Origin of the sequence: Gemmiger formicilis, from assembly GCF_016901605.1 — a bacterium.
GTDB classification, from domain to species: Bacteria; Bacillota; Clostridia; order Oscillospirales; family Ruminococcaceae; genus Gemmiger; species Gemmiger formicilis_B.
The window spans coordinates 1-21,767 of record NZ_JACJKP010000026.1 but is presented as its reverse complement, the minus strand read 5'-3'; the positions used below and the strand labels follow the sequence as shown (position 1 = coordinate 21,767).

Annotated in this window: 20 protein-coding genes and 3 tRNA genes; 3 read left to right on the top strand and 20 right to left on the bottom strand. The window is 59.1% G+C overall.

Features of this window, described 5'->3' with window-relative positions:
- Window positions 1–1,159, bottom strand: a 1,159-nt coding sequence (locus tag H6B10_RS03610) for a YfhO family protein (protein ID WP_204649719.1), incomplete at its 3' end; no start/stop codon positions are given.
- A 93-nt stretch (window positions 1,160–1,252) separates the two neighbouring features.
- Between H6B10_RS03610 and yfbR the strand changes: the two genes are divergently transcribed.
- Window positions 1,253–1,855, top strand: a complete 603-nt coding sequence (gene yfbR, locus H6B10_RS03605) for a 5'-deoxynucleotidase (protein WP_204649722.1) — start codon at window positions 1,253–1,255, stop codon at window positions 1,853–1,855.
- On the opposite strand, the gene dusB is transcribed toward yfbR, so the two are convergent.
- Window positions 1,852–2,829 (bottom strand): tRNA dihydrouridine synthase DusB, encoded by a 978-nt coding sequence (dusB, locus tag H6B10_RS03600; RefSeq protein WP_204649717.1) that lies wholly within the window; start codon window positions 2,827–2,829, stop codon window positions 1,852–1,854. The genes yfbR and dusB overlap by 4 nt on opposite strands.
- A gap of 99 nt (window positions 2,830–2,928) precedes the next feature.
- On the opposite strand from dusB, the gene polA reads away from it, so the two are divergent.
- Both polA and tsaD read left to right on the top strand, forming a co-directional pair.
- Window positions 2,929–5,439, top strand: coding sequence for a DNA polymerase I (polA, locus tag H6B10_RS03595; protein ID WP_204649715.1), 2,511 nt, complete (start codon window positions 2,929–2,931; stop codon window positions 5,437–5,439).
- A gap of 16 nt (window positions 5,440–5,455) precedes the next feature.
- On the top strand, window positions 5,456–6,463 hold the full coding sequence (tsaD, locus tag H6B10_RS03590; protein ID WP_204649712.1) for a tRNA (adenosine(37)-N6)-threonylcarbamoyltransferase complex transferase subunit TsaD: 1,008 nt from the start codon (window positions 5,456–5,458) through the stop codon (window positions 6,461–6,463).
- A gap of 47 nt (window positions 6,464–6,510) precedes the next feature.
- Here tsaD and H6B10_RS03585 read toward each other — a convergent pair whose 3' ends face one another.
- The 18 genes from H6B10_RS03585 to asnB form a co-directional block, all read right to left on the bottom strand.
- On the bottom strand, window positions 6,511–7,617 hold the full coding sequence (locus H6B10_RS03585) for a hypothetical protein (RefSeq protein WP_204649710.1): 1,107 nt from the start codon (window positions 7,615–7,617) through the stop codon (window positions 6,511–6,513).
- Window positions 7,614–8,888, bottom strand: a complete 1,275-nt coding sequence (locus H6B10_RS03580) for an ABC transporter ATP-binding protein (protein ID WP_204649708.1) — start codon at window positions 8,886–8,888, stop codon at window positions 7,614–7,616. The genes H6B10_RS03585 and H6B10_RS03580 overlap by 4 nt, the downstream gene beginning before the upstream one ends.
- Before the next feature lie 13 nt (window positions 8,889–8,901).
- A complete protein-coding gene (locus H6B10_RS03575; protein WP_204649707.1) occupies window positions 8,902–9,762 on the bottom strand; it encodes an ABC transporter permease in 861 nt (286 codons plus the stop codon).
- Window positions 9,763–9,817: 55 nt separating this feature from the next.
- On the bottom strand, window positions 9,818–10,786 hold the full coding sequence (locus H6B10_RS03570; protein ID WP_204649705.1) for a glycosyltransferase family 2 protein: 969 nt from the start codon (window positions 10,784–10,786) through the stop codon (window positions 9,818–9,820).
- Between the two features lie 25 nt (window positions 10,787–10,811).
- Window positions 10,812–11,810: a glycosyltransferase family 2 protein gene (locus H6B10_RS03565; protein ID WP_204649703.1), complete on the bottom strand. Its 999-nt coding sequence runs from the start codon at window positions 11,808–11,810 to the stop codon at window positions 10,812–10,814.
- Between the two features lie 13 nt (window positions 11,811–11,823).
- Entirely contained in the window at window positions 11,824–12,936 is a 1,113-nt protein-coding gene (locus H6B10_RS03560) for an ATP-grasp fold amidoligase family protein (RefSeq protein WP_204649700.1), read from the bottom strand.
- Between the two features lie 16 nt (window positions 12,937–12,952).
- A complete protein-coding gene (locus H6B10_RS03555) occupies window positions 12,953–14,011 on the bottom strand; it encodes a glycosyltransferase family 2 protein (protein ID WP_204649696.1) in 1,059 nt (352 codons plus the stop codon).
- A 3-nt stretch (window positions 14,012–14,014) separates the two neighbouring features.
- Window positions 14,015–14,659 carry an HAD family hydrolase gene (locus H6B10_RS03550; RefSeq protein WP_204649693.1) on the bottom strand — a complete coding sequence of 215 codons (645 nt, stop codon included), beginning with the start codon at window positions 14,657–14,659 and terminating at the stop codon, window positions 14,015–14,017.
- The gene (locus H6B10_RS03545; protein WP_204649690.1) at window positions 14,656–15,594 is read right to left on the bottom strand and encodes a hypothetical protein; all 939 of its coding nucleotides are present in this window, start codon (window positions 15,592–15,594) and stop codon (window positions 14,656–14,658) included. The genes H6B10_RS03550 and H6B10_RS03545 overlap by 4 nt, the downstream gene beginning before the upstream one ends.
- A gap of 2 nt (window positions 15,595–15,596) precedes the next feature.
- Window positions 15,597–16,013, bottom strand: coding sequence for a sugar 3,4-ketoisomerase (locus H6B10_RS03540; RefSeq protein WP_204649688.1), 417 nt, complete (start codon window positions 16,011–16,013; stop codon window positions 15,597–15,599).
- Window positions 16,014–16,055: 42 nt separating this feature from the next.
- Complete coding sequence (locus tag H6B10_RS03535) at window positions 16,056–17,006, bottom strand: glycosyltransferase family 2 protein (protein ID WP_204649685.1); 951 nt, start codon at window positions 17,004–17,006, stop codon at window positions 16,056–16,058.
- Window positions 17,007–17,030: 24 nt separating this feature from the next.
- Entirely contained in the window at window positions 17,031–17,915 is an 885-nt protein-coding gene (locus H6B10_RS03530) for a glycosyltransferase family 2 protein (protein WP_204649683.1), read from the bottom strand.
- Window positions 17,916–17,917: 2 nt separating this feature from the next.
- Window positions 17,918–19,033 carry a DegT/DnrJ/EryC1/StrS family aminotransferase gene (locus H6B10_RS03525; RefSeq protein ID WP_204649680.1) on the bottom strand — a complete coding sequence of 372 codons (1,116 nt, stop codon included), beginning with the start codon at window positions 19,031–19,033 and terminating at the stop codon, window positions 17,918–17,920.
- A 136-nt stretch (window positions 19,034–19,169) separates the two neighbouring features.
- On the bottom strand, window positions 19,170–19,481 hold the full coding sequence (locus H6B10_RS03520) for a hypothetical protein (RefSeq protein ID WP_204649678.1): 312 nt from the start codon (window positions 19,479–19,481) through the stop codon (window positions 19,170–19,172).
- A gap of 106 nt (window positions 19,482–19,587) precedes the next feature.
- Window positions 19,588–19,662: transfer RNA gene (locus H6B10_RS03515), tRNA-Gln, on the bottom strand.
- Between the two features lie 44 nt (window positions 19,663–19,706).
- A tRNA-His gene (locus H6B10_RS03510) sits at window positions 19,707–19,783 on the bottom strand.
- Window positions 19,784–19,790: 7 nt separating this feature from the next.
- Window positions 19,791–19,864: transfer RNA gene (locus tag H6B10_RS03505), tRNA-Arg, on the bottom strand.
- Window positions 19,865–19,958: 94 nt separating this feature from the next.
- Window positions 19,959–21,767, bottom strand: a 1,809-nt coding sequence (gene asnB / locus H6B10_RS03500) for an asparagine synthase (glutamine-hydrolyzing) (RefSeq protein ID WP_204649675.1), incomplete at its 5' end; no start/stop codon positions are given.

Sequence of the window (21,767 nt, the reverse complement as noted above, 5' to 3'; positions counted from 1 at the left end):
TCTGGCGTTCAGCCAGGTGGGGCCGTTCCAGCGTATAAGCGGTTGCACCGCACAAGACCAGCACCGGCATATAATACCACCGGGCATAGTAGCTGGAATTGAGGGCATAGAACGCACTGTTGAGTACCGGCACGAAGGCGCACACAATGCAGGTTTTAAGAATATAGGTAAAGGGATGGGCGCGGCGACCGCGGCAGAAGGCGATGCCGCCCACAATTCCCACCAGCGGCAGATAGGCGGTCATGCTGGTATGTTTGAGGATGCCCTCCTGGAACATGTCCCGGAAGTATGGTGCATCGGGCATCAGGAAAGCACTGTACAGGATAGCCCCGTATTGCTGGGAATTGCCGTAGAGCAGATACCCGTAACCGTTATACGGGTCGATGGTACGGGGATTGTGGATCAGGGACAGGCCCGCCGGAATCAGCAGCACACAGCCCATAGCACAGCCGAGCATGGTTTCCCATACCAGGGATGCAAAGGTGCGGGGACCGACTTTATAGACACGACCTGCCAGCATACACAGGAAGTAAATTACCAGAAAAACGGCCTGCCCGGCAAAGAAGAAGTAGTTGTTGATCAGGTTCAGGGCAACCCAAAACGGGAAGGGGCCCCGTTTACCGTCCAACGCAGCATCATCCAGGGCAGCCAGCATATACGGGAAAAGGGCCACCACATCCAGAAAATGGTTGAAAAAGATGTTGTACACCGTAAAACCGGAGAAGGCATACAGGCAACCGGCCACCATGGTCCAATCCTCGGACCGGACCCAGCGGCGCGCCCAACGGTACGCACCGCCGCCCGCCAGCGCCATTTTCAGGCAGAGCAGCGGCACCATCATCCAGGGCATAAGCCGGGAGGGCACCCACAGCGACAGCCAGAAAAAGGGGCTGCCCAACAGATAGAAGGAATAAGAATTTACAAACCCACTGCCCAGGTCGGTAGCCCAACTGAAGGAACCGCCCTGCTTGACAAAGGCGTTGGCATACTGATAAAAGTTGATCTGCTGGTCGTTGAAGTCCCCGGCATAGTGGAAATATCCGCCGCCCTGCAGCGCATCCGCAATACAATGCGGCAGGAACAGTGCCGCAGCCAGCAAAAAGCAAAGCCAGAACACCCGCCAGTAGCGTGATTTTTCTCTTGGAAGTGTAAGGTACATACCCAAAACCCCGGTTCTGTCCCGATTAACGTACTGTGTTTCTGTTAAAATCGTGCTATACTGATTATAACACACAGGAAAGGTTGCGTGAAGATGAAAACATATCCGCTGAGCGCCCTGCTGGGCCGCATGAAATACATCACCCGCTGGAGCCTGATGCGCAACGGCCGTCCCGAAAGCCTGAGCGAACACACCGCGGATACCGCGCTGCTGGCCCATATGCTTTGCCTCATTGCCAAAAAATGCACCGGCACCGGCGCAGGGCTGCGCCCCGAGGTGGTGGCCACGGCGGCACTGTACCACGACGCACCGGAAATTTTGACCGGGGATATGCCCACCCCGGTCAAATACAAAAACGACGCCCTGCGCTCCGCCTACAAAGCCGTGGAGCGGGAAAGCGCCCGGGTAATGGCCAGCCTGCTGCCCGAAGAACTGCGGAGCGAAACCGAAGCCTATCTGACAGGTACGGTGCTGAACGATGCCGAGCGCAAGGTCCTGAAAGCCGCCGACCGGCTTTCCGCCATCATCAAATGCATTGAGGAGAGCCAGGGCGGCAACCATGAATTTGAGGCTGCCCGGGAACAGCAGATGGCGGCACTGCACGCCCTGGACTGTCCCGAAGCGGAGTATTTCATCCAGCACATGCTGCCCTGCTACGCCCAGAATCTGGACGAGCTGACCCGGGGACGGTTTTAATCCTGCAGCCGGTAGACCGCGTCGATCAGTTTATCCACGTCGGTAAAATGTTCCAGCATGGAACAGTACCGCCGCAGAGAAGCCGCCCCCCGCAGACCTTTCATATAGTGCATGGCCTGGCTGCGTGCCTGCGGCATGGCCAGCCATTCCCCTTTTTCTTCACACATTTCATAGATCTGGCGGCGCAGTGCGGCCATCCGCTGGTTGAGGGTCGGTTCTGCCGGCATTTCCTCGCCCAGCAGCGCCGCCCGCACCCGGTCAAACAGCCAGGGGTCGCCCAGGGCACCCCGGCCGATCATGACACCATCACAGCCGGTTTTTTCCAGCAGATCCAGTGCCCCTTCGGCGGTGGTCACATCGCCGTTGGCCAGCACCGGAATGCTCACCGCCTGCTTGATGGTAGCGATAGCCCCGGCATCAATGGGCGGAATGTACATCTGTTCCCGGGTCCGGCCATGTACTGCCAAAAGGTCGGCGCCGTTGGCCTCGCACTGTTTGGCCACCTCCACACCGGTAAGATGGTCGGCGTCCCAGCCGATGCGCATTTTCACCGTCAGAGGGGTATCGTCCCCCAGGGCTTTGCGGGCTGCGGCCACCATGGCCCCGCACAAAGGCGGGTCCAGCAGCAGATGACTGCCCGCCCCGCTGGATGTGATCTTGGGGGCCGGGCAGCCCATGTTGATGTCCAATATATCAAAGGCAATGCCTTTTTCCCGTACCAGCAAAATGGCTTTGGCCAGGGTTTCCGGCTCGGCGCCAAACAGCTGGATGGCATAAATGCCATGGGGGTCCGGGTCCTTTAACAGCGCAAAAGACTTCCGGTCTCCAAAATTCAATGCCTTGGCACTGGCCATTTCGCTGACGGTCCAGGCTGCACCATGGTCCGCCATCATGCGGCGGCAGGCAGCGTCGGTCAACCCGGCCATGGGCGCAAAAGCTGCCCCTGCCGGGATTTGCAGATGTTTCAGTTGCATGGGATACCTCGTTTTTCAATTTCGCATTCCATTCTACCACATTTGCGCTGTTTGTGGTATACTTATTCTATATGCAAATTGCGCCAAAGGAGCTTTTCTATGAAATTGATGGTACTGGACGGCAACAGTCTGGTCAACCGGGCCTTTTTCGGCATCAAGCTGCTGACGACGAAAGACGGCCGTTATACCAACGCGATTTTCGGGTTCCAGAACATTCTGCTGAACCTGCTTACTGCCCACCAGCCGGACGCGGTGGCCATTGCCTGGGACGAACGCGCTCCCACCTTCCGCCACGAAGCCTATGACGGTTACAAAGCCACCCGCCACGGCATGCCGGAAGAACTGGCCCAGCAGATGCCGGTTCTGAAAGAACTGCTGAACGACCTGGGGTTTGTGCAGGTAAGCAAAGCCGGTTGGGAAGCCGACGACATTCTGGGAACACTGGCCGCCGCCTGCGAGGCCCAGGGCGGCACCACCCTGCTGGCTACCGGTGACCGGGACAGTCTGCAGCTGGTGGACGATGCCACCACCGTCCTGCTGGCCACCAACAAAGAAACCATTCCCATGGACCCTGCTGCCATCCGGGAAAAATACGGTGTGGACCCGGCACAGCTCATCGACGTAAAAAGTCTGATGGGCGATTCGTCGGACAACATCCCCGGCGTACCGGGCATTGGCGAAAAAACCGCCCTGGCTCTGGTGCAGAAGTTCGGCAGCCTGCAGGCCATCTACGACCATCTGGACGATCCCGCCATCAAACCCGGGCAGCGCACAAAACTGGGTGCCAACCGGGACAAAGCGGAGCTTTCCTATATGCTGGGTACCATCCGCAAGGATGCCCCCATCACCACCGACCCTGCCGCCTACACCCGCCAGCCCGGCGATGCGGCGGCCGCAGCCCATCTGCTGGCCAGCCTGGAGATGCACAAACTCATCGACCGCTGGCAGCTGGAAAACGGCAGTGCCCCCGCAGCCGTCCAGGCCACTCCGGTGGAAACGGTGGAACCATCTCCCCTGCCGCTGGTGGTGGACGGCCGGGTGTACCTGGCCCAGAACGCCGACGGCAGCTGGTACGCCGTACAGGACGGGCAGGTCTTTTTGCCCGACACCGACCGGTTGGCCGCCCTGCTGGACGGAGACGCCGAACTGTGGGTGTTTGACGCGAAACCCCTCTACCACCTGGCGCTGGACCGGGGCGGTATCGGCAAGGCCATCCGTTTTGACGGCAAGCTGGCCGCGTACCTGCTGAATCCTTCTGCCAGCGGCTACGCCGTAAAGAACCTGGCCGGGGAATATGATGTCCCCGCCGCGTTTGCCTGTGAGGCCGCCCCGGATGCCGGGGTTCTGGCCGCCCTGCTGGACAAACTGGCCGCTGCCCTGGACGAAAGCGAGCAGCGCAAACTTCACGATGAGATGGAACTGCCCCTGGCCCGGGTGCTGGCAGATATGGAACGCATCGGTTTTGCAGTGAATGCCGAGGGAATCCGCGCTTTTGGCGACAGCCTGCGCAGCGAACTGGACGGCATCCTGCAGAGCATTTATACGGAAGTAGGCTACGAGTTCAACGTGAACAGCCCCAAACAGCTGGGCGAAGCACTTTTTGACAAGCTGGGTCTGCCGCCCCGGAAGAAAACCTCCCGGGGGTATTCCACCGACGCCGAAACGCTGGAAAGCCTGCGTCCCTACAGCCCGGTGATCGATCAGATTCTGAAATACCGCACCTACGCCAAGCTGCTTTCCACCTATGTGGACGGGCTGCTGACCGCACAGGCCGCCGACGGCCGGGTGCATTCCACCTTTATCCAGACCGAAGCCCGTACCGGGCGTATCTCTTCCACCGAACCCAACTTGCAGAACATTCCCATCCGCACCGAACTGGGCAGCCGCCTGCGGGACTTTTTTGTAGCCGGCGAAGGGCAGCTGTTGGTGGATGCCGACTATTCCCAGATTGAACTGCGCATCCTTGCCCACATTACCGGCGACGAAGCCATGCAGCAGGCCTTCCTGCACGGGGCGGACATTCACCGCTCCACCGCCGCCAAAATCTACCACATTCCCGAAAGTGAAGTCACACCCCAGCTGCGTTCCGCCAGCAAGGCCATCAACTTTGGCATCATGTACGGCAAGGGTGCCTACTCCCTGAGCAAGGACCTGGATGTGCCGGTGAAGGAAGCCGACGCCTTCCTGAAAACCTACCTGGCCGCCTTCCCCAAAGTGGACGGCTATATGCAGGACTGCATTGCCCACGCCAAAGAAAAAGGCTACGTGGAAACACTGTTCGGACGCCGCCGTGCTTTGCCGGAACTGGCCAGCTCCAACTTCCAGGTACGGGCCAGCGGCGAACGAATGGCCCGCAACACTCCCATCCAGGGCACCGCTGCCGACATTATCAAGCTGGCCATGGTCCATGTATGGCAGCGCCTGCGGGACGAAAAGCTGGAAGCCCGGCTGCTTTTGCAGGTACACGACGAACTGATCGTGGAAGCCCCCGAAAGCGAAGTGGAAGAAGTCAAGCGCGTATTGCGTGAGGAAATGGAACAGGTCGTGCAGTACAGCGTGCCGCTGACCACCGATGTGGGCACCGGCAAAACCTGGCTGGAAGCACATTGAGAGGACTGTATTACCCATGTATGTTTTAGGAATTGAATCCACCTGCGACGAAACCGCCGCCGCCATTGTGGAGGACGGCCGCAAGGTGATTTCCAACGTGATTGCCACCAGCGTCAAGGAACAGGCGCTTTACGGCGGTGTCGTACCGGAAATTGCCAGCCGCCGCCATGCCGAATATATCAGCGCAACGGTGGACAAAGCCCTGGCCGATGCCGGCCTGACCATTGCCGACGTGGGCGCTGTGGCGGTCACCTTTGCGCCGGGACTGATCGGCGCCGTACTGGTAGGGGTCAACTTTGCCAAAGGGTTGGCCTACGCCGCAGGCAAACCGCTGGTACCGGTACACCATCTGCGGGGGCATATCGCCGCCAACTATCTGACCCATCCGGCACTGCATCCGCCCTTTTTGTGCCTGGTGGCCAGCGGCGGCCACAGCCACATTGTGCTGGTGGAAGACTGGTGCCGTTACAAGGTGCTGGGCCGCACGGTGGACGACGCCGCCGGAGAAGCCTACGACAAGGTAGCCCGCACACTGGGTCTGCCCTACCCCGGCGGCCCCAGCGTGGCAGCCGCCGCCAAGGGCGGTAACGCCCACGCCTACAAGCTGCCGGTCCCCCACGTGGAGGGCAAATACAACGTCAGCTTCAGCGGTCTGAAAACCGCCGTCATCAACGAGGTGCACAACGCCCAGCAGAAGGGTCAGCCGGTCAATGTGGCCGATATGGCCGCCAGCTTTCAGGAGCGAATCGACCAGATCCTGGCCAAGAAGCTGCTTTCGGCTGCTGCCGATACCGGCGCCCAGACCATCTGCCTGGCAGGCGGCGTGGCAGCCAACGGGCGGCTGCGCCAGCTGGTGAACGACGGCGCCCAGAAACTGGGTGCCAAAATCTACCTGCCGGAACTGAAATACTGCGGTGACAACGGCGCCATGATTGCTGCCCAGGGCTACTATGAATACCAGGACGGCAACCTGGCCGGATGGGATTTGAACGGATTGCCCACGCTGCCCATCGATTACCGGTAACCACAAGAAAAAGGCTTGCAAACCTTTGGGTTTGCAAGCCTTTTGTTTTACAGCTGCAACAGCTGTGCAAGATCATGTTCAAACTCTTCCATCGTGCGGGGAATGCAGAACCGACGGGGATCACGGTAAGTATCCCGCACAGCATGCATCAGGCGCAGACGGGCCAGATGGGCCGCTTTCCGGTCCGGATTCTGGGGGAACAGTTCCTCCAGCACCAGCGCCTTGGGTTCCTGATCAAACAGGAGTTTGGGGCTGATCAGTGCCGTGGAATTTTCGCTGACCAGCAGCATCTCATCAATCGGCTGTGTGCAGGGCACCAGTTCCCAGGCTGCCGGCAGGTCCAGTACCTGTTCCGCCGGGTAATCCGCCGCCGCATCCCGCGGATGCAGCTTTAACTGAAATGCACCGGGCGCAGACGCTGCCAGCTTATCCAGAATCATATTTTCCTGCCGCTGCAGATGCTCCGTGTCAGCCGGGTCTGCAAAACGGTCATCCAGCGGCTGATGGAAGTACAGCACCCGGGGCATGGCAGGCATACGGAAATCCGGGCTTGGCCGGAACTGATTGCACAGCACACTGCGCAGAGGGCTTTCCGGCCCAATGGTGGGGGCCTGCACCACCGTTTCGCCGGGATACATGGCGCGGTACAGATCCGGCAGCAGGCACACATGGGTCAGCTGGGTGAACATGGGGCAATCCTTGAGCGTTACGGCGCTCAGTTCCCCGTCCGCCCGGGGCCAGCTGTATTCGCCGATGCCTTCTTCCACCATAAAGTAAGGCACCTTTTTGTCAAACGCCTGCAGAATCTGCCGGCAGCGGGCCGTATACCGGATGCCCACCGCTGCATCAAAAGCCATATCCCGCGGGAACTTATACATAAAGTCCAGCAGCGTATAGTTTTTACCGTAGCGCAGATGGTTCAGGTGCCCCTGCCAGCGGGTCTGGCTGGCCTGGGTGCGGCGCACCGGGTAAACATGCCGGATCAGCGGCGGCTGTGCAGGCACCAGGAATTTACTCTGTGACCGGTACATATCCTGCACCGGGAAAACCACACATTCCCTGGCGTGAAGATATTCCACCGCTGCATTAAGGCAGACGATCAACTGGAACGGTGTTTCGCAGAAGATTGCCACCTTATCATACCGCGGGCTCATTCCACCGGGCGGACGTTGGCATCCACAAAGCGGATGTGTCCGCAGTTTTTGTTCCAGGGGTAACCGCCCACCGGGTCATCCACGATCTGGAAGGTGAAGGAGCGGCCCAAATCGTCCAAAATGGCAATGCCTCCCAGGTCGTCGTGCTCATACAGCGCCACAAAGAAACTGTAGTTGCCGGAGTGGAGTACCTCGCTGCGCAAGCTGAAGAGGAAACTCTTGGTCTCACCAGCGCGAAGGGAACCAAACCGGGGGAAGTCTGCCATACCGATATGCACCTGATCCTGGCCGCTGATCACCAGTCGGAAGCCCAGGCGCGGAATGTCCTGTTCGGCATGGACGGTCAGCTTCAGATTCATCATCTCGTCATACCGGTAGGACGGGCTGGTCTTGCCGTCAAATTCCAGCCGCAGCATCTTGGCACGGGTACCGCGGTTGGGTTCACGGGAAAGTTCCGTCAGATCATTGACGGCATCGGTCATGATGTTGCCCTTGGCATAAATGCCGATGGCCTCATCCACATCGCCGTCAAAGACAATGCGGCCCTGATCCAGCACAATACAACGGGTACAAAGCTGACGGATAGTAGCCATGTTATGGCTGACATAGAGGATGGTACGGCCGCTTTCGGCTTCGTCCCCCATCTTGCCCAGACATTTCTGCTGGAACTTCATATCACCGACAGCCAGCACTTCGTCCATGATCATGATTTCGCTGTCCAGGTGTGCCGCCACGCTGAAAGCCAGCTTCACGTACATGCCGCTGGAGTAGCGCTTGACCGGGGTATCGATAAAATCGCCCACCTCGGAAAATTCGATGATCTCGTCCATTTTGGCATCGATCTCGGCGCGGGTCATACCCAGGATAGCACCGTTGAGATAGACGTTTTCCCTGCCAGTCATTTCCGGGTGGAAACCGGTGCCAACCTCCAGCATGGAGGCTACCCGGCCGTAGATATCAATATCGCCCTCGGTGGGGGCGGTAACGTGGGTAAGCAGTTTGAGCAGTGTGGATTTACCCGCACCGTTGGAACCGATGATGCCCACCGCTTCGCCTTTGTGTACGTCAAAGCTGACGCCATTCAGGGCCATAAAGGTGGTGCCGATCAGACGCTGGTCGGTGCCGATGATGGTGTTGGGGTCCTCTTTGCCGCGCTTGCGGGCCCACCAGCTTTGCAGGTCGCCGCGCAGCGTACCGCCGCCGATCTGGCCGATCTTGTACTTTTTCTTGACACCGCGGACGCGGATCATGATATCGTTCTGTTTTTCCATGATGCGCACCTCCTTATACGGTATCCACAAAGGTCTTTTCGACCTTGCTGAACAGCGACAGACCCAAGGCCAGCAGTACAACGGTCCACACCAGCGAAACCGCCCACAGCCGAAGCGTCACCCGACCGGTACCGAAGAAGATAAACCGGAAGGTTTCCATAGGCGCGGTCATGGGATTGAGGACCATGGCAATATGCAGCACACGGTTCATGCCGTCGATCATGGACAGCGGATACACCACCGGGGTGCCGTACATCCACAGCTGCACGCCAAAGCCGACCACCACCATCAGGTCGCGGTAGCGGGTTGTCAGGCTGGATACAATGATACCGCATCCCAGGCCCAGCAGCCCCACCTGCGCCAACAGCAGCAACGTCAGGGGCATGTAGGCCCAGTTGGGATGGACCTGGCCTTTTGCCGTATAGAACAGCAGCAAACCAAAGAACATGATGAACTGCAGCACAAAGTTGATGAACGCCGACAGCATGGTGGAGATGGGCATGGTAAGCCGCGGGAAGTACACCTTGCTGAAAATAGCCGAGTTGGAGGTAAAGGTCGCCGATACCCGGTTGATGCAGGCGGCAAAGAATCCCCACAGGGCGGTGCCTGCCAGGTAGAACAGCGCCTGGGGTACGCCGTCGGTGGGCAGCTTGGCAATGACGCCGAACATAACCGTATACATAGCCGCCGACAGCAGCGGGTTAATGAGCACCCAGGCGGGGCCCAGAATGGTTTGCTTGTACATAACGGTGAAATCCCGCTTGACAAACAGCCAGATCAGGTCCTTATAACGCCACAGCTCGGCAAAATCCACCCGTGCCCAGCCCTTGGCGGGGCTGTAATGTACGTGGTACTGTTTTTCCATCTGTTCCATGTGTTGCTCCTTGTATTGGTCGATATTGGTGGCGCACCGCGCCCGAACAGCAGGGTTACTGCCTGCTGTGCAAAAATTTCAGGTAAAGCGGCAGGCTCAGCCGCAGCAGGGCAGCCCGCAGCCACATACTGCGCTGCCCGGTCCGCCGTGCCAGCTGCCCGTACCCCCGGGCACACCCCCGGCAAGCCTGGCGGTAGCGCGCCTGCTGGGCCGGTGTGGACAGATCAAACCGGTCTTTCTCGCTGAGGTTCTGGATGGCATCATTCAGCAGCCCTTCGGCACGCAGCAAATCGCCTTTTTGGGCAAAATAGTCACACCATTCCAGCAGGAACTCGCTGCGGTCCAGATAATTGCGGCTGGACCCCTGGGCCATAATGCTGCCGCCCCGCTGTACATAGTGGTAGCCGGGGTATGCCAGGCAGGCAATGGTGCGGCATTGGGCAAGCAGGCGGGGCATCAGGAACTGATCCTCGTACCGTTTTCCCTCCGCATAGCGCAGGGTCCGGAACAGTTCCCGCCGGTAGAGTTTGTTCCACGCCACCACGTAATAAATCCGTTGTTCCGCCAGAGCAAAATACCGCTGCCATACGTCATTTTCATCCAGCAGTTCATCCCGGAAGCCGGTAAAGTCCGGCTTTGGCAGCGGGGTGCCGTTTTCATCCACGTATTGCAGGTTAAAGATCACCAGATCCGCATCGTGCTGCCGCTGTGCTTCCACAGCGCGGCGCAGTACATCAGGGTCCAGGGTATCGTCGGCATCCACAAAGGCGAGGAACTTTCCCGCTGCGATCTCAATACCGCTGTTGCGCGCCGCCGAAAGTCCGCCGTTTTTCCGGTGCACCACCCGGATGCGCGGGTCCTTCCGGGCCCAGGCATCACAGAGCGCCGGGCAATTGTCCTGGCTGCCGTCATCCACCAGGATGATTTCCAGATCCGGGAACGTCTGGGCAGTCACACTGGCCACACAGGCATCCAGATAACGTTCGACCTTGTAGACCGGTATGATGACACTGATTTCAGCCATGGCATTCCTTTCCTTTCGGAAGATTTCAAGCCCGCCGGGCGGCCAGCAGCCGGGTATAACCGTGAAATACCGGCAGCCCCAACCGCAGCGCGGCGGCACGCAGTTTCAGCGAAGAAGCGCCCTTTTGGGCCGCCAGTACGTCATACACACGGCAAAGTTCCGCTTTAACGGCTGCAAACTCTGCCCGGTGGCCCGGCTTTCGCAGGTCATAGGCGGCCTTGTTGCGGTAGAGAAATTCCGCCGCATCGGTAAGGGCCCCTTCGGCGCGGTCATACCACCCGCGGGAGAGGAAATACGTCGCACGGTGGATGTCGCCCCGGGTCATGGCCAGCCGCACCTCATGGCGGGCGGTGGCGGTAATGCTGCCCTCGTGCTGGAGTACATAGTACCCGGTATACGCCAGGCACTGCACCTTGCCGCAGCGGGCAATCAGATCCGGCAGCACGTAATAATCCTCATGCAGCATCCCCAGCGGATAGCGCACCCCGTCAAACAGTTTGGCCGCATACAGCCGGTGAGCCGTACCGGTGAACTGGCTGATCCACGGGGTGTTGAAGGCATTCCAGAAAGCTTCCTCATCCAGCAGCGTATCGGCGGCAAAGCATTGTTCCGCCGGGTGCGGCTGCAGGCTGCCATCCGGCAGGCGGCGGCAGCTGTTGCAGATCACCAGTTCCGCACCGCTGCGCTCCGCCGCCCCATACAGGGTGGCAAACAGATCGGGGGCCACGGTATCGTCGCTGTCCACCATGGTGATCCATCTGCCCCGGGCTGCATCCAGACCGGCGTTGCGGGCGCCGGAAGGCCCCGGGCCTTGTTTGGGCGGATGCAAAGCACGAATGCGGGGATCTTTTTGTGCCCAGGCATCGCAGAGGGCCGGGCAGCGGTCGGGGCTGGCGTCATCCACCAGCAGCAGTTCAAAATCGGCAAACGTCTGGGCCAGAATGCTTTTTACACAGTCATCCAGCGTTTCCTCGGCTTTGTAAACCGGCACGATAACACTGATGACCGGATTGGTTTCAGGCATAAGGACTCCTTTATCAGGCTTTATCCGCCGGGGCATCATCCACCCCCGGCAGATGAATCAGGCTGCCCATATAGAGGTTGGCGCTTTCGGGGTGCCAGCGGGAAATGCCGCTCTCGGTGGTAAAGGTCATCTCACCGAATTTGATAGACCCGTCGTTGAGTTCATACAAATCCACCCGCACCGCCGTAAAGCCCTGGCTGAGAGTCCGGGCAATTTCCAGCATCTTTTCCAGATTTCTGGGCCGAGGCTGACCGGGATTTTCTTCCAGCGGCACATTGATGTTGAAGGGCAGCAGGTTCCAGTCGGTATCGTAGAAGAGCATCCGCTCCTCCTTGTCGGTATACCGTTCCAGAATATGCAGGATGATCTTGGGCTCCCCGTTGAAACAGAAGAACTTGTAGTCGTACAGATCGCCGCCATCGTTCTCGATAAACTTTTCCACAATAATGCGCGGTTTGATGTGGATGTACTGGACATCCAGACCGCCCATCAGATAGCAGTAGTTGATCTTGAGCCAGGTTTCGATCTTGCGTTTGGCATCGGCTTTGTCAAACTTGGATTTGTCCTGCACGGCAATGTTCCAGCCGGCACCATGGTTGACCTTGAGCATGAACTTATCGGGCAGTTTGTCAAAGTCAATATCGTCAAACCGGTCATACACGCCCAGCAGCGGGATCAGATACTCTTCCCCGATCTTCTCCTTGACCCAGTCCCGCACGGTATACTTGTCCACCAGAGGATATACATCCTCAAATCCACCGTACAGTTTCAGCCATTGGGTTTTTTCGCTGAACGTTCTGGGATGTTCCAGATCCAGCGGTGTATGGGTATAGTTTGTCTCCAGAAACCACTTTTTCAGCGCCTCGGGGTAGTCCTTTTTCTTCAGGCAGGCCCAGTAAGCATAGTTCCTGTTGGCAATTTTATGATATTTTGCGTAGGTTACCATGTACCGTACACTGGTGACAGGCCCGTTGTGCAGCAGGTATTTCAGCCCCCGCACCGCGTGGCGGGGCAACCAGGTGACCGCACGGCCGATTTTGTAGGACGAAGAGCCATACACGGCTTCCAGTTCATGACGCAGCAGGCGGACCTGTTCCTCCGCACTGAGTTCATGCATATCTTCCATCGGAATTTCTCCCCTTTCAGGCACCCTGCTCCTGCTTTTGGCGCGCTTCCTCCAGCAGGGCGCGTACCTTCGGTTTCCAGATAACGTGGCGGCAGACCTTGGTCACAAAGAACCAGAAGGGATTTTCGATCTCGCACCAGAGCCGCGCCAGAAAGCTTTCGTTGTTATAATTGACGATGCGCCGCAGCCGCCCTGCATGGTAGGTATGGATATTCTCCATATAGGTCTGGGCGTCCTTCGTCAGCTGAGGGTCGCGGCGGGCTGCAAACAGCGACTGATGCTCCCGCAGGAAGCGAACCAGACCCGCCCCATCAAACTTGTGGGTGATCCTGCGCTGTTCATATTGGATCAGTGCCGTCAGGATATCATTCTGATAGGGGCTGCGGCGGTGGTAGGTGCTGCCCTCCATCTGACGGTAGTTGAACATACAGTCGGGCAGATAATAAATATCGCCGTAGGGCAGGAACTGGAAGGTCAGCGGATTATCAATAATGGGAATGCCGCTGGTATAAGGGTCAATCCCCTGCAGCCCGATGTTGCGGAACATCATGGCGTTGGTGTGCACATACAAAAAGCTCCAGTATTCCTCCGCCGTCAGGCTGCACTCCCGCAGGGGGCGCTCGATGGGTTTGGTTTCGCCGGTGCTTTCCCAATAATAACAGCCGTTATGCCCGCAGCCAATATAGCGATGTTCCTTGTCGGCATCCAGAATATCCGCCTGCTTCTGCAGTTTGCGGGGATCGGTGTAAAAGTCGTCACCGTCCAGATAGAGGATGTATTCTCCTTTTGCCTCGTAGAACAACCGGCCCCGGATAGCATTCATCCGTTTGATGCGCTCGTTGGCCTCATATTTGGCGCCGGGGATGCGGTCCATCACAAAAACACGGATGGTTTCGGGATGTTTCCGCTCCCATTCCCTCAGTTTTTCGATGGTTCCGTCATCGGAACCGTCATCGGCACACAATACCTCCACCGGAAAATCCGTCTGCTGGCCCAGGACGCTTTCCAGCGTCTGGTCCACGTACGGCGCCAGATTATAAAAAGAGACCAGCACGCTTACTTTGGGCTGTGCCATCCTTCACTCCTCCTTGGTTTGGTCGGTCATGGCGGCGAACACCTGGGGCAGGCTGCCGAAACTTTCCACCCCCTGCTGCTGCCAGTACCGGCGGCTGCGAAAGCCCCGGTGCAATACCATGCAGGGCAAACCCAGCCGTTCTGCCGCCTGCCGGTCGGCTTCGGTATCGCCCACCATCCAATCGCCGGGGGCAATACGTCCCTGCAGGCGGGCTGCTTTTTCCGCGGCTGCATGCAGCGGCGGTACTACCAGCAGTTCGTCGGCCAAGAGCAGCAGTTCACAGCGTTCCAGCGTGGCGCGCAGTGCCTGCGCGTCCTGCCGGGCCGAAATCAGCACCACCGAACGGCCGCTGCGGCGTACCGCCTGCAAAAAGGGCACGGCGTCCGGGTATGCCCGGTCCTGTGCCAGATAAGGGGCGGTTTCGATTCTTGCCTGCCACCGGGCGGCGATATCCGCTGCCTGCTCCGGGGTCAGTCCCGCCTGTTCCAGCCAGGCGCGGGTACTGTGACCATCCGCTTTATAGGTCAGGTAGTCCGGTGCTTCGGCCGGCCAGGGCAGGCCGTCCTCCCGCAGCAAATCCCGCAGGAGTGTTTCATGCCGGGCACTGCTGTCCAGCAGTGTGCCGTCCACGTCACAATACAGGGTCACCGGATCACCACTTCCTCGTAAACGCGAAGAACCGCTTTGACCGACGGGTCCGGCTGCAGCCAGGCATCCTCCACAGGCTGGCCGCACAGGTCAGCCCAGAACGCCCGCACCAGCTGGAATCCCGCCGCCGTGGCAAGGGCCGTACCGGCCCCCATGCGCAGATTGCAGTCGATCAAATTCCACCGGCCGCGATGCTGCATGAACTGGGCGCAGAAAGCCGAGGGACAGGGCAGCAGCTGCACCAGCTGCGCAAGATAGTCTTCGATTTCCGGCAGGTGCAGCGGCACCATCTTGGTGCACACACCCGCCTTGGTGACCACCCGTTCCCGGCAGAATACCCGCAGTTTACCCTGGGCATTAAACACTTCGGCCGTAACTTCCCGTCCGTCCCCATCGCACTTTTCCTGCAGAAGTTCATCCGCTTCCAGCGTGATGGGCGTCCCGCCCGGTACGGCGCGCATACCATGGGAACCGCAGCCGATTTTTTTCTTGGTCAGGTACATCCGTCCCGGCTCAGTCCGGTCCGGGTCCACCAGCGGCGGAGTGGGCAGATTGTGGGCCTGCAGGAACCGGAACATCTGTTCTTTATCGCTGAGCAGTTCCGCGGTATGGCGCAGCGGCGCCGTGGACCGAACCCCCCGCTGCGTCAGCGCCGGTGCGTCGGCCGCCCACTGGAACAGGTCCTGGTCGATCAGCGGCACGATCACGTCGATTTGGTTTTCGTCCAGCACACGGCAGACAGCGGCTTCGTACCCCGGGTCCGCCAGCGGCGGTACTCGATGGAACGGTCCGGTCAGGGTCGCTGCCGGGACCAGTTCCCGGGGATTGATATCGCACAGATGCAATGTGATATCATCGGCAAAGTACTGCCGCGCCACCTTGGCCAGATGCCAGCCCGTGGTCACACCGGCAGAGAGTAGCAATACGTTCTGCACCGTCAGGCCTCCATGCTGCCCGCCGCCACCATGCGCCGGAACTCATCGTAATCACGGATATAATCATCGGCATCATAGTAGGAATCGGCCGCCACGCAGAGGACCGAATTTTCCTGCTGCCAGATCATTTCCCGCCACATGAAATGCTCCACGATCAGGCCTTTAGCCGGATCATTGAGCAGCACTTCGCTTTTTTCCTTGCCGTCGTCCAGGCGGATTAGGATGCTGCCGTAAGGGCACCACAATACCTGGCGCAGCGCCTTGTGGGCGTGGCCGCCCCGCTGCACCCCTTTGGGCGCCCCATAAATATAGTAGATACGCTGGATGGCAAAGGGAACATCCCGCTCCGCCTCAAAGACCGAGAGGGTACCCATCCCTTCCGCCGTAACGCTCTTCATGCTGATGGTTTGCAAAATCATGGTGTACTGCCTTTCTTACGGAAAGTCCGTGTTTTCGCCTTTTCACACTGGCGCAGCTGCCCGGTAAATCGCCTGCAGGCGGGCATCCTCCCCGTTCACCGGGGGGTGCCAGGCCCGTTGGGCTTTTTTGAATGGCGCGTTCTGCGGCACGATCAGCCGCCCTACCAGTCCGCGCACCAACCGGCTTTTGTGCCGGTCATTGAAAAAGTACGCATGAGCCAGCCGCACCGTGCGGTCCCCGGGGTACGCTTCATACAGCAGCCCCACCATAGCGCGCCATTCGGCAGCCATACGCTGGCGGGCGCTCTCGTTGGTGGAAACCCCGGCACCGTATTCGTACCAGGTGGTCAGACGGTCATACCGCCGGATGGGAATGCCCTGCACGGCAAACATCCGCACGGCAAAATCCTCCGCCAGGCGGACCCTGCCTGCCATTTTTTCCAGTGCTTCGGCAAAAAGGTCCCGCTCATAGACCATACCGCAGCCGCTGATACCGTCATCATAAAGCAGCAGATTCCGCTTGATGGTCCCGGTGTCATAGTGGGCCGGATCATAAGGTGTGCGGTCAAAGGGTGTTTCCCCGGGTGCCGGGGTCGGTACCGGTTCAGAGGTATAGTAAGCCTGCCGGGCAAAAGCCACCCGGGGCGCATCGACCTGCAGCCGCCCCAGCCACCAGGCCAGGGTTTCCTCATCATAGAGGTAATCCCCCGGCGAAAGAGTGAGTACCCAGCGGGTAGCGATATGCTGCAATGCGTTAAGCAGATTGCATACCGTGCCGCCGTTCTGGCGCATGGCAATGCACTGCACATCGGTAATGCCCTGCGCAGCCAAAAAAGCCTGGCTCTGGGCAAAAAAGTCCTGCGGCGAGCCATCATCCGCCAGCACCACCGCAAACTCTCGGGTGGTCTGCATCGCCAGCGAAGCCAGTGTACGCCGCAGCGCATCCGGGTCGGGCCGGTATTGTGCCACCAGAACGGTCAACAGTTTATCCATAACGGCCCTCTCCCCCGTGTTTTGTTATTCCATGCGGCCCATTTTGCCGCGCCAGAAATCCAGTGCCCCACGGAACGCGCCATAGCTGCGTCCCTTTTTGCGGCCCAGAATTTTGGTCAACGTGTACCGCGCCGCACCGGCAATAAGCACCGGCAGCGTTTTGGCGCGGCTGTACAAACGGCTCTTTCCCTTGCAGGTCAGGTACAGCGTATTCCGGGTAATGTAATATACCGACAGCATGCCCCCCGCACTGCCGCCCGCCTTGTGCCAGATTTTGGCATCGGGCAAAAACCAAAGCGGGACTGCTGCATCAGCCAGGCGGATGCAGTAGTCCACATCCTCGCAGTACATAAACAGGGTTTCGTCCAGGAAGCCCACCGTTTCGATCACCTGCCGCGGCAGCAGCACACAGCAGAAGGTGATAAAGCTGACCTGTTTTTTCTGTGCAAAGGCCGGGCCGTCCTTTTCATGCCCGCCCAGGTGCTTCACCTGGCCGGTGGTACGATTCAATTCTCCACCGGCGAACCAGATCTCACCCGGCGGGTCGAGGAACAGCATTTTGGGGCAGCTCACCGCCCCGGCCGGCGTCTGCCGCAGCAGCACTTCCAGAAAATCCGGCGCAACCACCGTGTCATTATTCAGCAGCAGCACCCAGTCGCAGCCATCGGCCAGCGCCCGGCGCATGCCCACATTGTTGGCCGCCGCAAACCCGATATTGGCTGCCTGGGGCAAAAACACCGCGTTATCCGGCAGATGTTTGTGGAGTTGCTGCACCGAATCATTGGTGGATGCATCGTCCAGCAGGATGATCTCGAAATCCCGGTAGGTTTGCTTCTGCAGACTTTCCAGGCACTGAACCGTATCCTGCCAGCCGTTATAGTTGGAGATGACAATCCCGACGTTTGGCATGATTACTCCTTAAACGAATTGACGCCGTCGATCACAGCCTGCACCTGCTCTTCCGTCATGCCGTAGTACATGGGCAGGCTCAGTTCGGTAGCGGAAATTTCCTCCGCGATGGGCAGCGCCCCCCGGGCAATGCCCAGTTCGCGATAGGCCCCCTGCAGGTGGATCGGCGTGGGATAGTGTTTATTGGTGCCGATGCCCAGCCCGCTGAGATGGGCTTCCAGCGCATCCCGGGCCGCACACCGCACGGCAAAAATGTGGTAGACATGTTCGCAGCCTTCCGCCACCGTGGGCAGCGTTACCGCCGGGTTGGTGATTCCGGCGCAGTAACGGGCCGCAATACGGCGGCGTTCGGCGTTCATCCGGTCCAGATGGGGCAGTTTGGCTGCCAGGAATGCCGCCTGCATCTCATCCAGACGGGAATTCTGCCCCTTATATACATGGTGGTATTTATAGTCGCTGCCGTAGTTGCCCAACGCCCGCACCTTTTTGGCCAGGTCCGGGTCATTGGTGGTCACACAGCCGGCATCCCCCAGCGCGCCCAGGTTTTTGCCCGGGTAAAAACTGAACCCTGCGGCATCCCCCAGACTGCCTGCACGCTGCCCCTGCCAGGTGGCGCCATGGGCCTGGGCCGCATCCTCGATGACCTTAAGCCCGTGGGCCCGGGCGATGGTCCGGATCGCATCCATCTGGGCGCACTGACCGTACAGATGAACGGCTACAATTGCCTTGGTACGGGGTGTGATGGCAGCTTCGATCCGGTCGGGATCTATATTATAGGTAGCCAGCAGCGGCTCTACCAGCACCGGTTCCGCCCCAGCATAACTGACGGCCAGCACTGTGGCAATAAAGGTATTGGACGGTACAATGACTTCATCCCCCGGGCCGATGCCCAACGCTTTGAGGATGAGCACCAAAGAATCCAGACCGTTGCCGCAGCCGATGCAGAATTCCGTGCCGCAGTAAGCGGCAAACGCTTTTTCAAAGGCAGCGTCCTCGTTACCTTCAATATACCAGCTGTTTTGCAGCACACGGTCAAAAGCCGCGCGCAGGTCGCCGTCCAGTTCCTTCTCCATAGGCCGGAAGGAAACAAACGGCACCTTGATGGGCGAATCGGGCATACTTTGCGCCTCATTTCCGATAAATTGGCCAGCAGGCATACGTCGCCTACTATATCGTCTTATTATACAACGATTCGTACGCTTTCGCAACCGTAAAAAACAGGGCGTCCCCTTTGCGGGAACGCCCTGTTCGGTTTCACTTCCGGCTTTGCCGTGCCTCCTTGCGGGTGGCACATTTGGGCCCGCAGCCGCATTCGTCGATACAGACATGATCGGCACAGCAGCAGCGGCCTTCCAGATATTTGCACCCCTTATCATCGCAGCGGACCTCGGTTTCCGCCGTAGCCGGGGCATTGTCGGTAGCCACATTGCCCACGCCCTCGTTACAGCGGTAGCTGCTGCAGACCGCGTCCTTCTCCCCTGCGTGGTGCACCTTGATATTGCCCAGGCAGCAGGCACCGGCCTTGTTATGGCAGCAGTCGTACTGCGCACAGTCCAGATAAACCATCTTGAAACACCTCCGGCCCTAGTGTGCCCGAAGGCAGGACGGATATACACTGCGAACGTTATGTGCAAAAAGAAAAACAGCGCTGTGCAAAAGCACAACGCTGTTTTGGTTGGGCCGGCCGGATTCGAACCGACGGATGGAGGAGTCAAAGTCCTCTGCCTTACCGCTTGGCGACGGCCCAGAAAAAGAAAAGACCGTGCGGGACTGGGCCTACACGGTCTTTGGTGGGGTGCCTAGAGAGATTCGAACTCTCGGCCTCCAGAGCCACAATCTGGCGCGCTAACCAACTGCGCCATAGGCACCACGAAATGCGCCCGAAGGGACTCGAACCCCTGGCCCACTGCTTAGAAGGCAGTTGCTCTATCCACCTGAGCTACGGGCGCACATGGTTCTTTCCCACAGGGGCACGCTACGAACGGTATTATAACCCAAACATTCCAACAAGTCAATATCTATTTTCCAATTTTTTTGCATTTTTTAAAGTTTTGGAGGCTGCGGGTCCACAAAGTAGAGCTGGTACCATACCAGAAAGCAGTAAAAACTCCAGATCTTGGTCATAGCGTTGACTTTACCCGCCCGGTGGTCGTCCAACAAAGTGCACAAAGCGCGGGTATCAAAAAAGCGTTCAGCTACCGCACCGGAAAAAGCTTCCCTTACCATGGCATAGTACGGGTCCTGCCGCAGCCAGTCGGCCAATGGCACCGGGAATCCCCGCTTTTTGCGCCGGGCCAGTTCCGGCGGCAGGCTGCGGGCCGCTGCGGCGCGCAGTGCCACCTTGGTTTTACGGCGGGTGCAGCGGAAGGGCCGTGGCAGTTCCATCGCAACGGCCAGCACTTCCCGGTCCAGAAAAGGGACCCGCAATTCCAGGCTGTGGGCCATGCTCATCCGGTCGGCTTTGCGCAGAATATCCCGGGGCAGCCAGGTATGCAGGTCCACCCATTGCAGGGCGGTGGGCTCATCCAGGCTGCGCACCTTATCAAAATAAGGCTTGAACCGCCGGGCCGGGGTGCGGGAATCATACCGGCGTTTAAGGTACCGGTCCCGTTCTTCCGGGGTGGCAAACACATAGTTGGCGCGGGCACAGCGCTGCCACCGACTTTGCGCGCCCCGGCGCAGGAACCCGCAGCCCGACGCACAGCGGGCCAACAAGCGGCGCAACCCCCGGGGCAAGCGCTGCCAGACGGCCATATGCACACCCTGACAGTAAAGAGGATACCCGCCGAAGAGTTCGTCGGCCCCCTCCCCCGAGAGCACCACCTTGACCCGCTGCCGGGCACTTTTGCAAAGAAAATACAGCGGCACCTCGGCCGGGTTGGGCATCGGTTCATCCAGATACCACTGAATAGCCCGGTTGGCTGCAAAAAAATCCCCGGCATCCACCGTAGTCTCGGTGCAGGGAACCCCCAACGCCTCGGCAGCCTGACGCGCCGCCGGCAGTTCGGAATAGGCCTGCTCGGCATACCCTACCGAGAAGCACTGCAATCGGCTTTGCTGCCCGGCCGCTTTGCAGGCGGTCAGGCTGGAATCCACTCCACCGGACAGAAAGCAGCCCACCTCCACATCGGCAATTTTATGGGCCGCCACACTGCCGGTAAAGGCACGGTCGATGGCTTCGGCCCATTCGTCCAGTGTCCGGTCGTGCCGTACCCGATAACGGATCTTACCATACCGATGCAGCGAAAGCTTTCCTTCCCGCCAGATAAAGCTGTGTCCCGGCAGCAGTTCATATACCCCGGTGAACAGTGTTTCGTTCCCGGGCAGATATTCCATGCTCAGGTAGTCAGGCAGGCGGTCCTCGTTGAATCGTTTGACAAATCCCGGATGGGCCAGAAACGCTTTGATCTCGCTGGCAAAAAGCAGCAGTTCTCCCCGCTGATAATAATACAGCGGCTTGATGCCGAACAAATCCCGTGCACCAAAAATCGTTCCTGTTTTGGTATCCCACAGCACAAAGGCAAACATCCCCCGCAATTTGCCCGGCAGTGCCTGCCCCCATTGCTCCCAGCCATGAAGCAATACCTCAGTGTCGGAATGGGTGGCAAACCGGTGCCCTGCCGCCGACAGCTGCCGCGCCAGTTCCCGATAATTATAAATTTCCCCGTTGAAGACTACGACCAGGCTGCCATCCTCATTGAACATGGGCTGGCCGCCCCCTTCCAGGTCGATGATGGACAGCCGCCGGTGCCCCAGTGCCGCACGGGCGTCGGCATACAGCCCTTCCCCGTCCGGTCCCCGGTGACGGATCAGTTCCGCCATCGCCTGCACGGTGCGGCGTGCCTGGGACGG

What these genes read in the sequence shown, in the direction of transcription:
- yfbR (WP_204649722.1), top strand. Translation starts at nt 1,253, where the DNA reads ATGAAAACATATCCGCTGAGCGCCCTGCTGGGCCGCATGAAATACATC.
- dusB (WP_204649717.1), bottom strand. Translation starts at nt 2,829, where the DNA reads ATGCAACTGAAACATCTGCAAATCCCGGCAGGGGCAGCTTTTGCGCCC.
- polA (WP_204649715.1), top strand. Translation starts at nt 2,929, where the DNA reads ATGAAATTGATGGTACTGGACGGCAACAGTCTGGTCAACCGGGCCTTT.
- tsaD (WP_204649712.1), top strand. Translation starts at nt 5,456, where the DNA reads ATGTATGTTTTAGGAATTGAATCCACCTGCGACGAAACCGCCGCCGCC.
- H6B10_RS03585 (WP_204649710.1), bottom strand. Translation starts at nt 7,617, where the DNA reads ATGAGCCCGCGGTATGATAAGGTGGCAATCTTCTGCGAAACACCGTTC.
- H6B10_RS03580 (WP_204649708.1), bottom strand. Translation starts at nt 8,888, where the DNA reads ATGGAAAAACAGAACGATATCATGATCCGCGTCCGCGGTGTCAAGAAA.
- H6B10_RS03575 (WP_204649707.1), bottom strand. Translation starts at nt 9,762, where the DNA reads ATGGAACAGATGGAAAAACAGTACCACGTACATTACAGCCCCGCCAAG.
- H6B10_RS03570 (WP_204649705.1), bottom strand. Translation starts at nt 10,786, where the DNA reads ATGGCTGAAATCAGTGTCATCATACCGGTCTACAAGGTCGAACGTTAT.
- H6B10_RS03565 (WP_204649703.1), bottom strand. Translation starts at nt 11,810, where the DNA reads ATGCCTGAAACCAATCCGGTCATCAGTGTTATCGTGCCGGTTTACAAA.
- H6B10_RS03560 (WP_204649700.1), bottom strand. Translation starts at nt 12,936, where the DNA reads ATGGAAGATATGCATGAACTCAGTGCGGAGGAACAGGTCCGCCTGCTG.
- H6B10_RS03555 (WP_204649696.1), bottom strand. Translation starts at nt 14,011, where the DNA reads ATGGCACAGCCCAAAGTAAGCGTGCTGGTCTCTTTTTATAATCTGGCG.
- H6B10_RS03540 (WP_204649688.1), bottom strand. Translation starts at nt 16,013, where the DNA reads ATGATTTTGCAAACCATCAGCATGAAGAGCGTTACGGCGGAAGGGATG.
- H6B10_RS03535 (WP_204649685.1), bottom strand. Translation starts at nt 17,006, where the DNA reads ATGGATAAACTGTTGACCGTTCTGGTGGCACAATACCGGCCCGACCCG.
- H6B10_RS03530 (WP_204649683.1), bottom strand. Translation starts at nt 17,915, where the DNA reads ATGCCAAACGTCGGGATTGTCATCTCCAACTATAACGGCTGGCAGGAT.
- H6B10_RS03525 (WP_204649680.1), bottom strand. Translation starts at nt 19,033, where the DNA reads ATGCCCGATTCGCCCATCAAGGTGCCGTTTGTTTCCTTCCGGCCTATG.
- H6B10_RS03520 (WP_204649678.1), bottom strand. Translation starts at nt 19,481, where the DNA reads ATGGTTTATCTGGACTGTGCGCAGTACGACTGCTGCCATAACAAGGCC.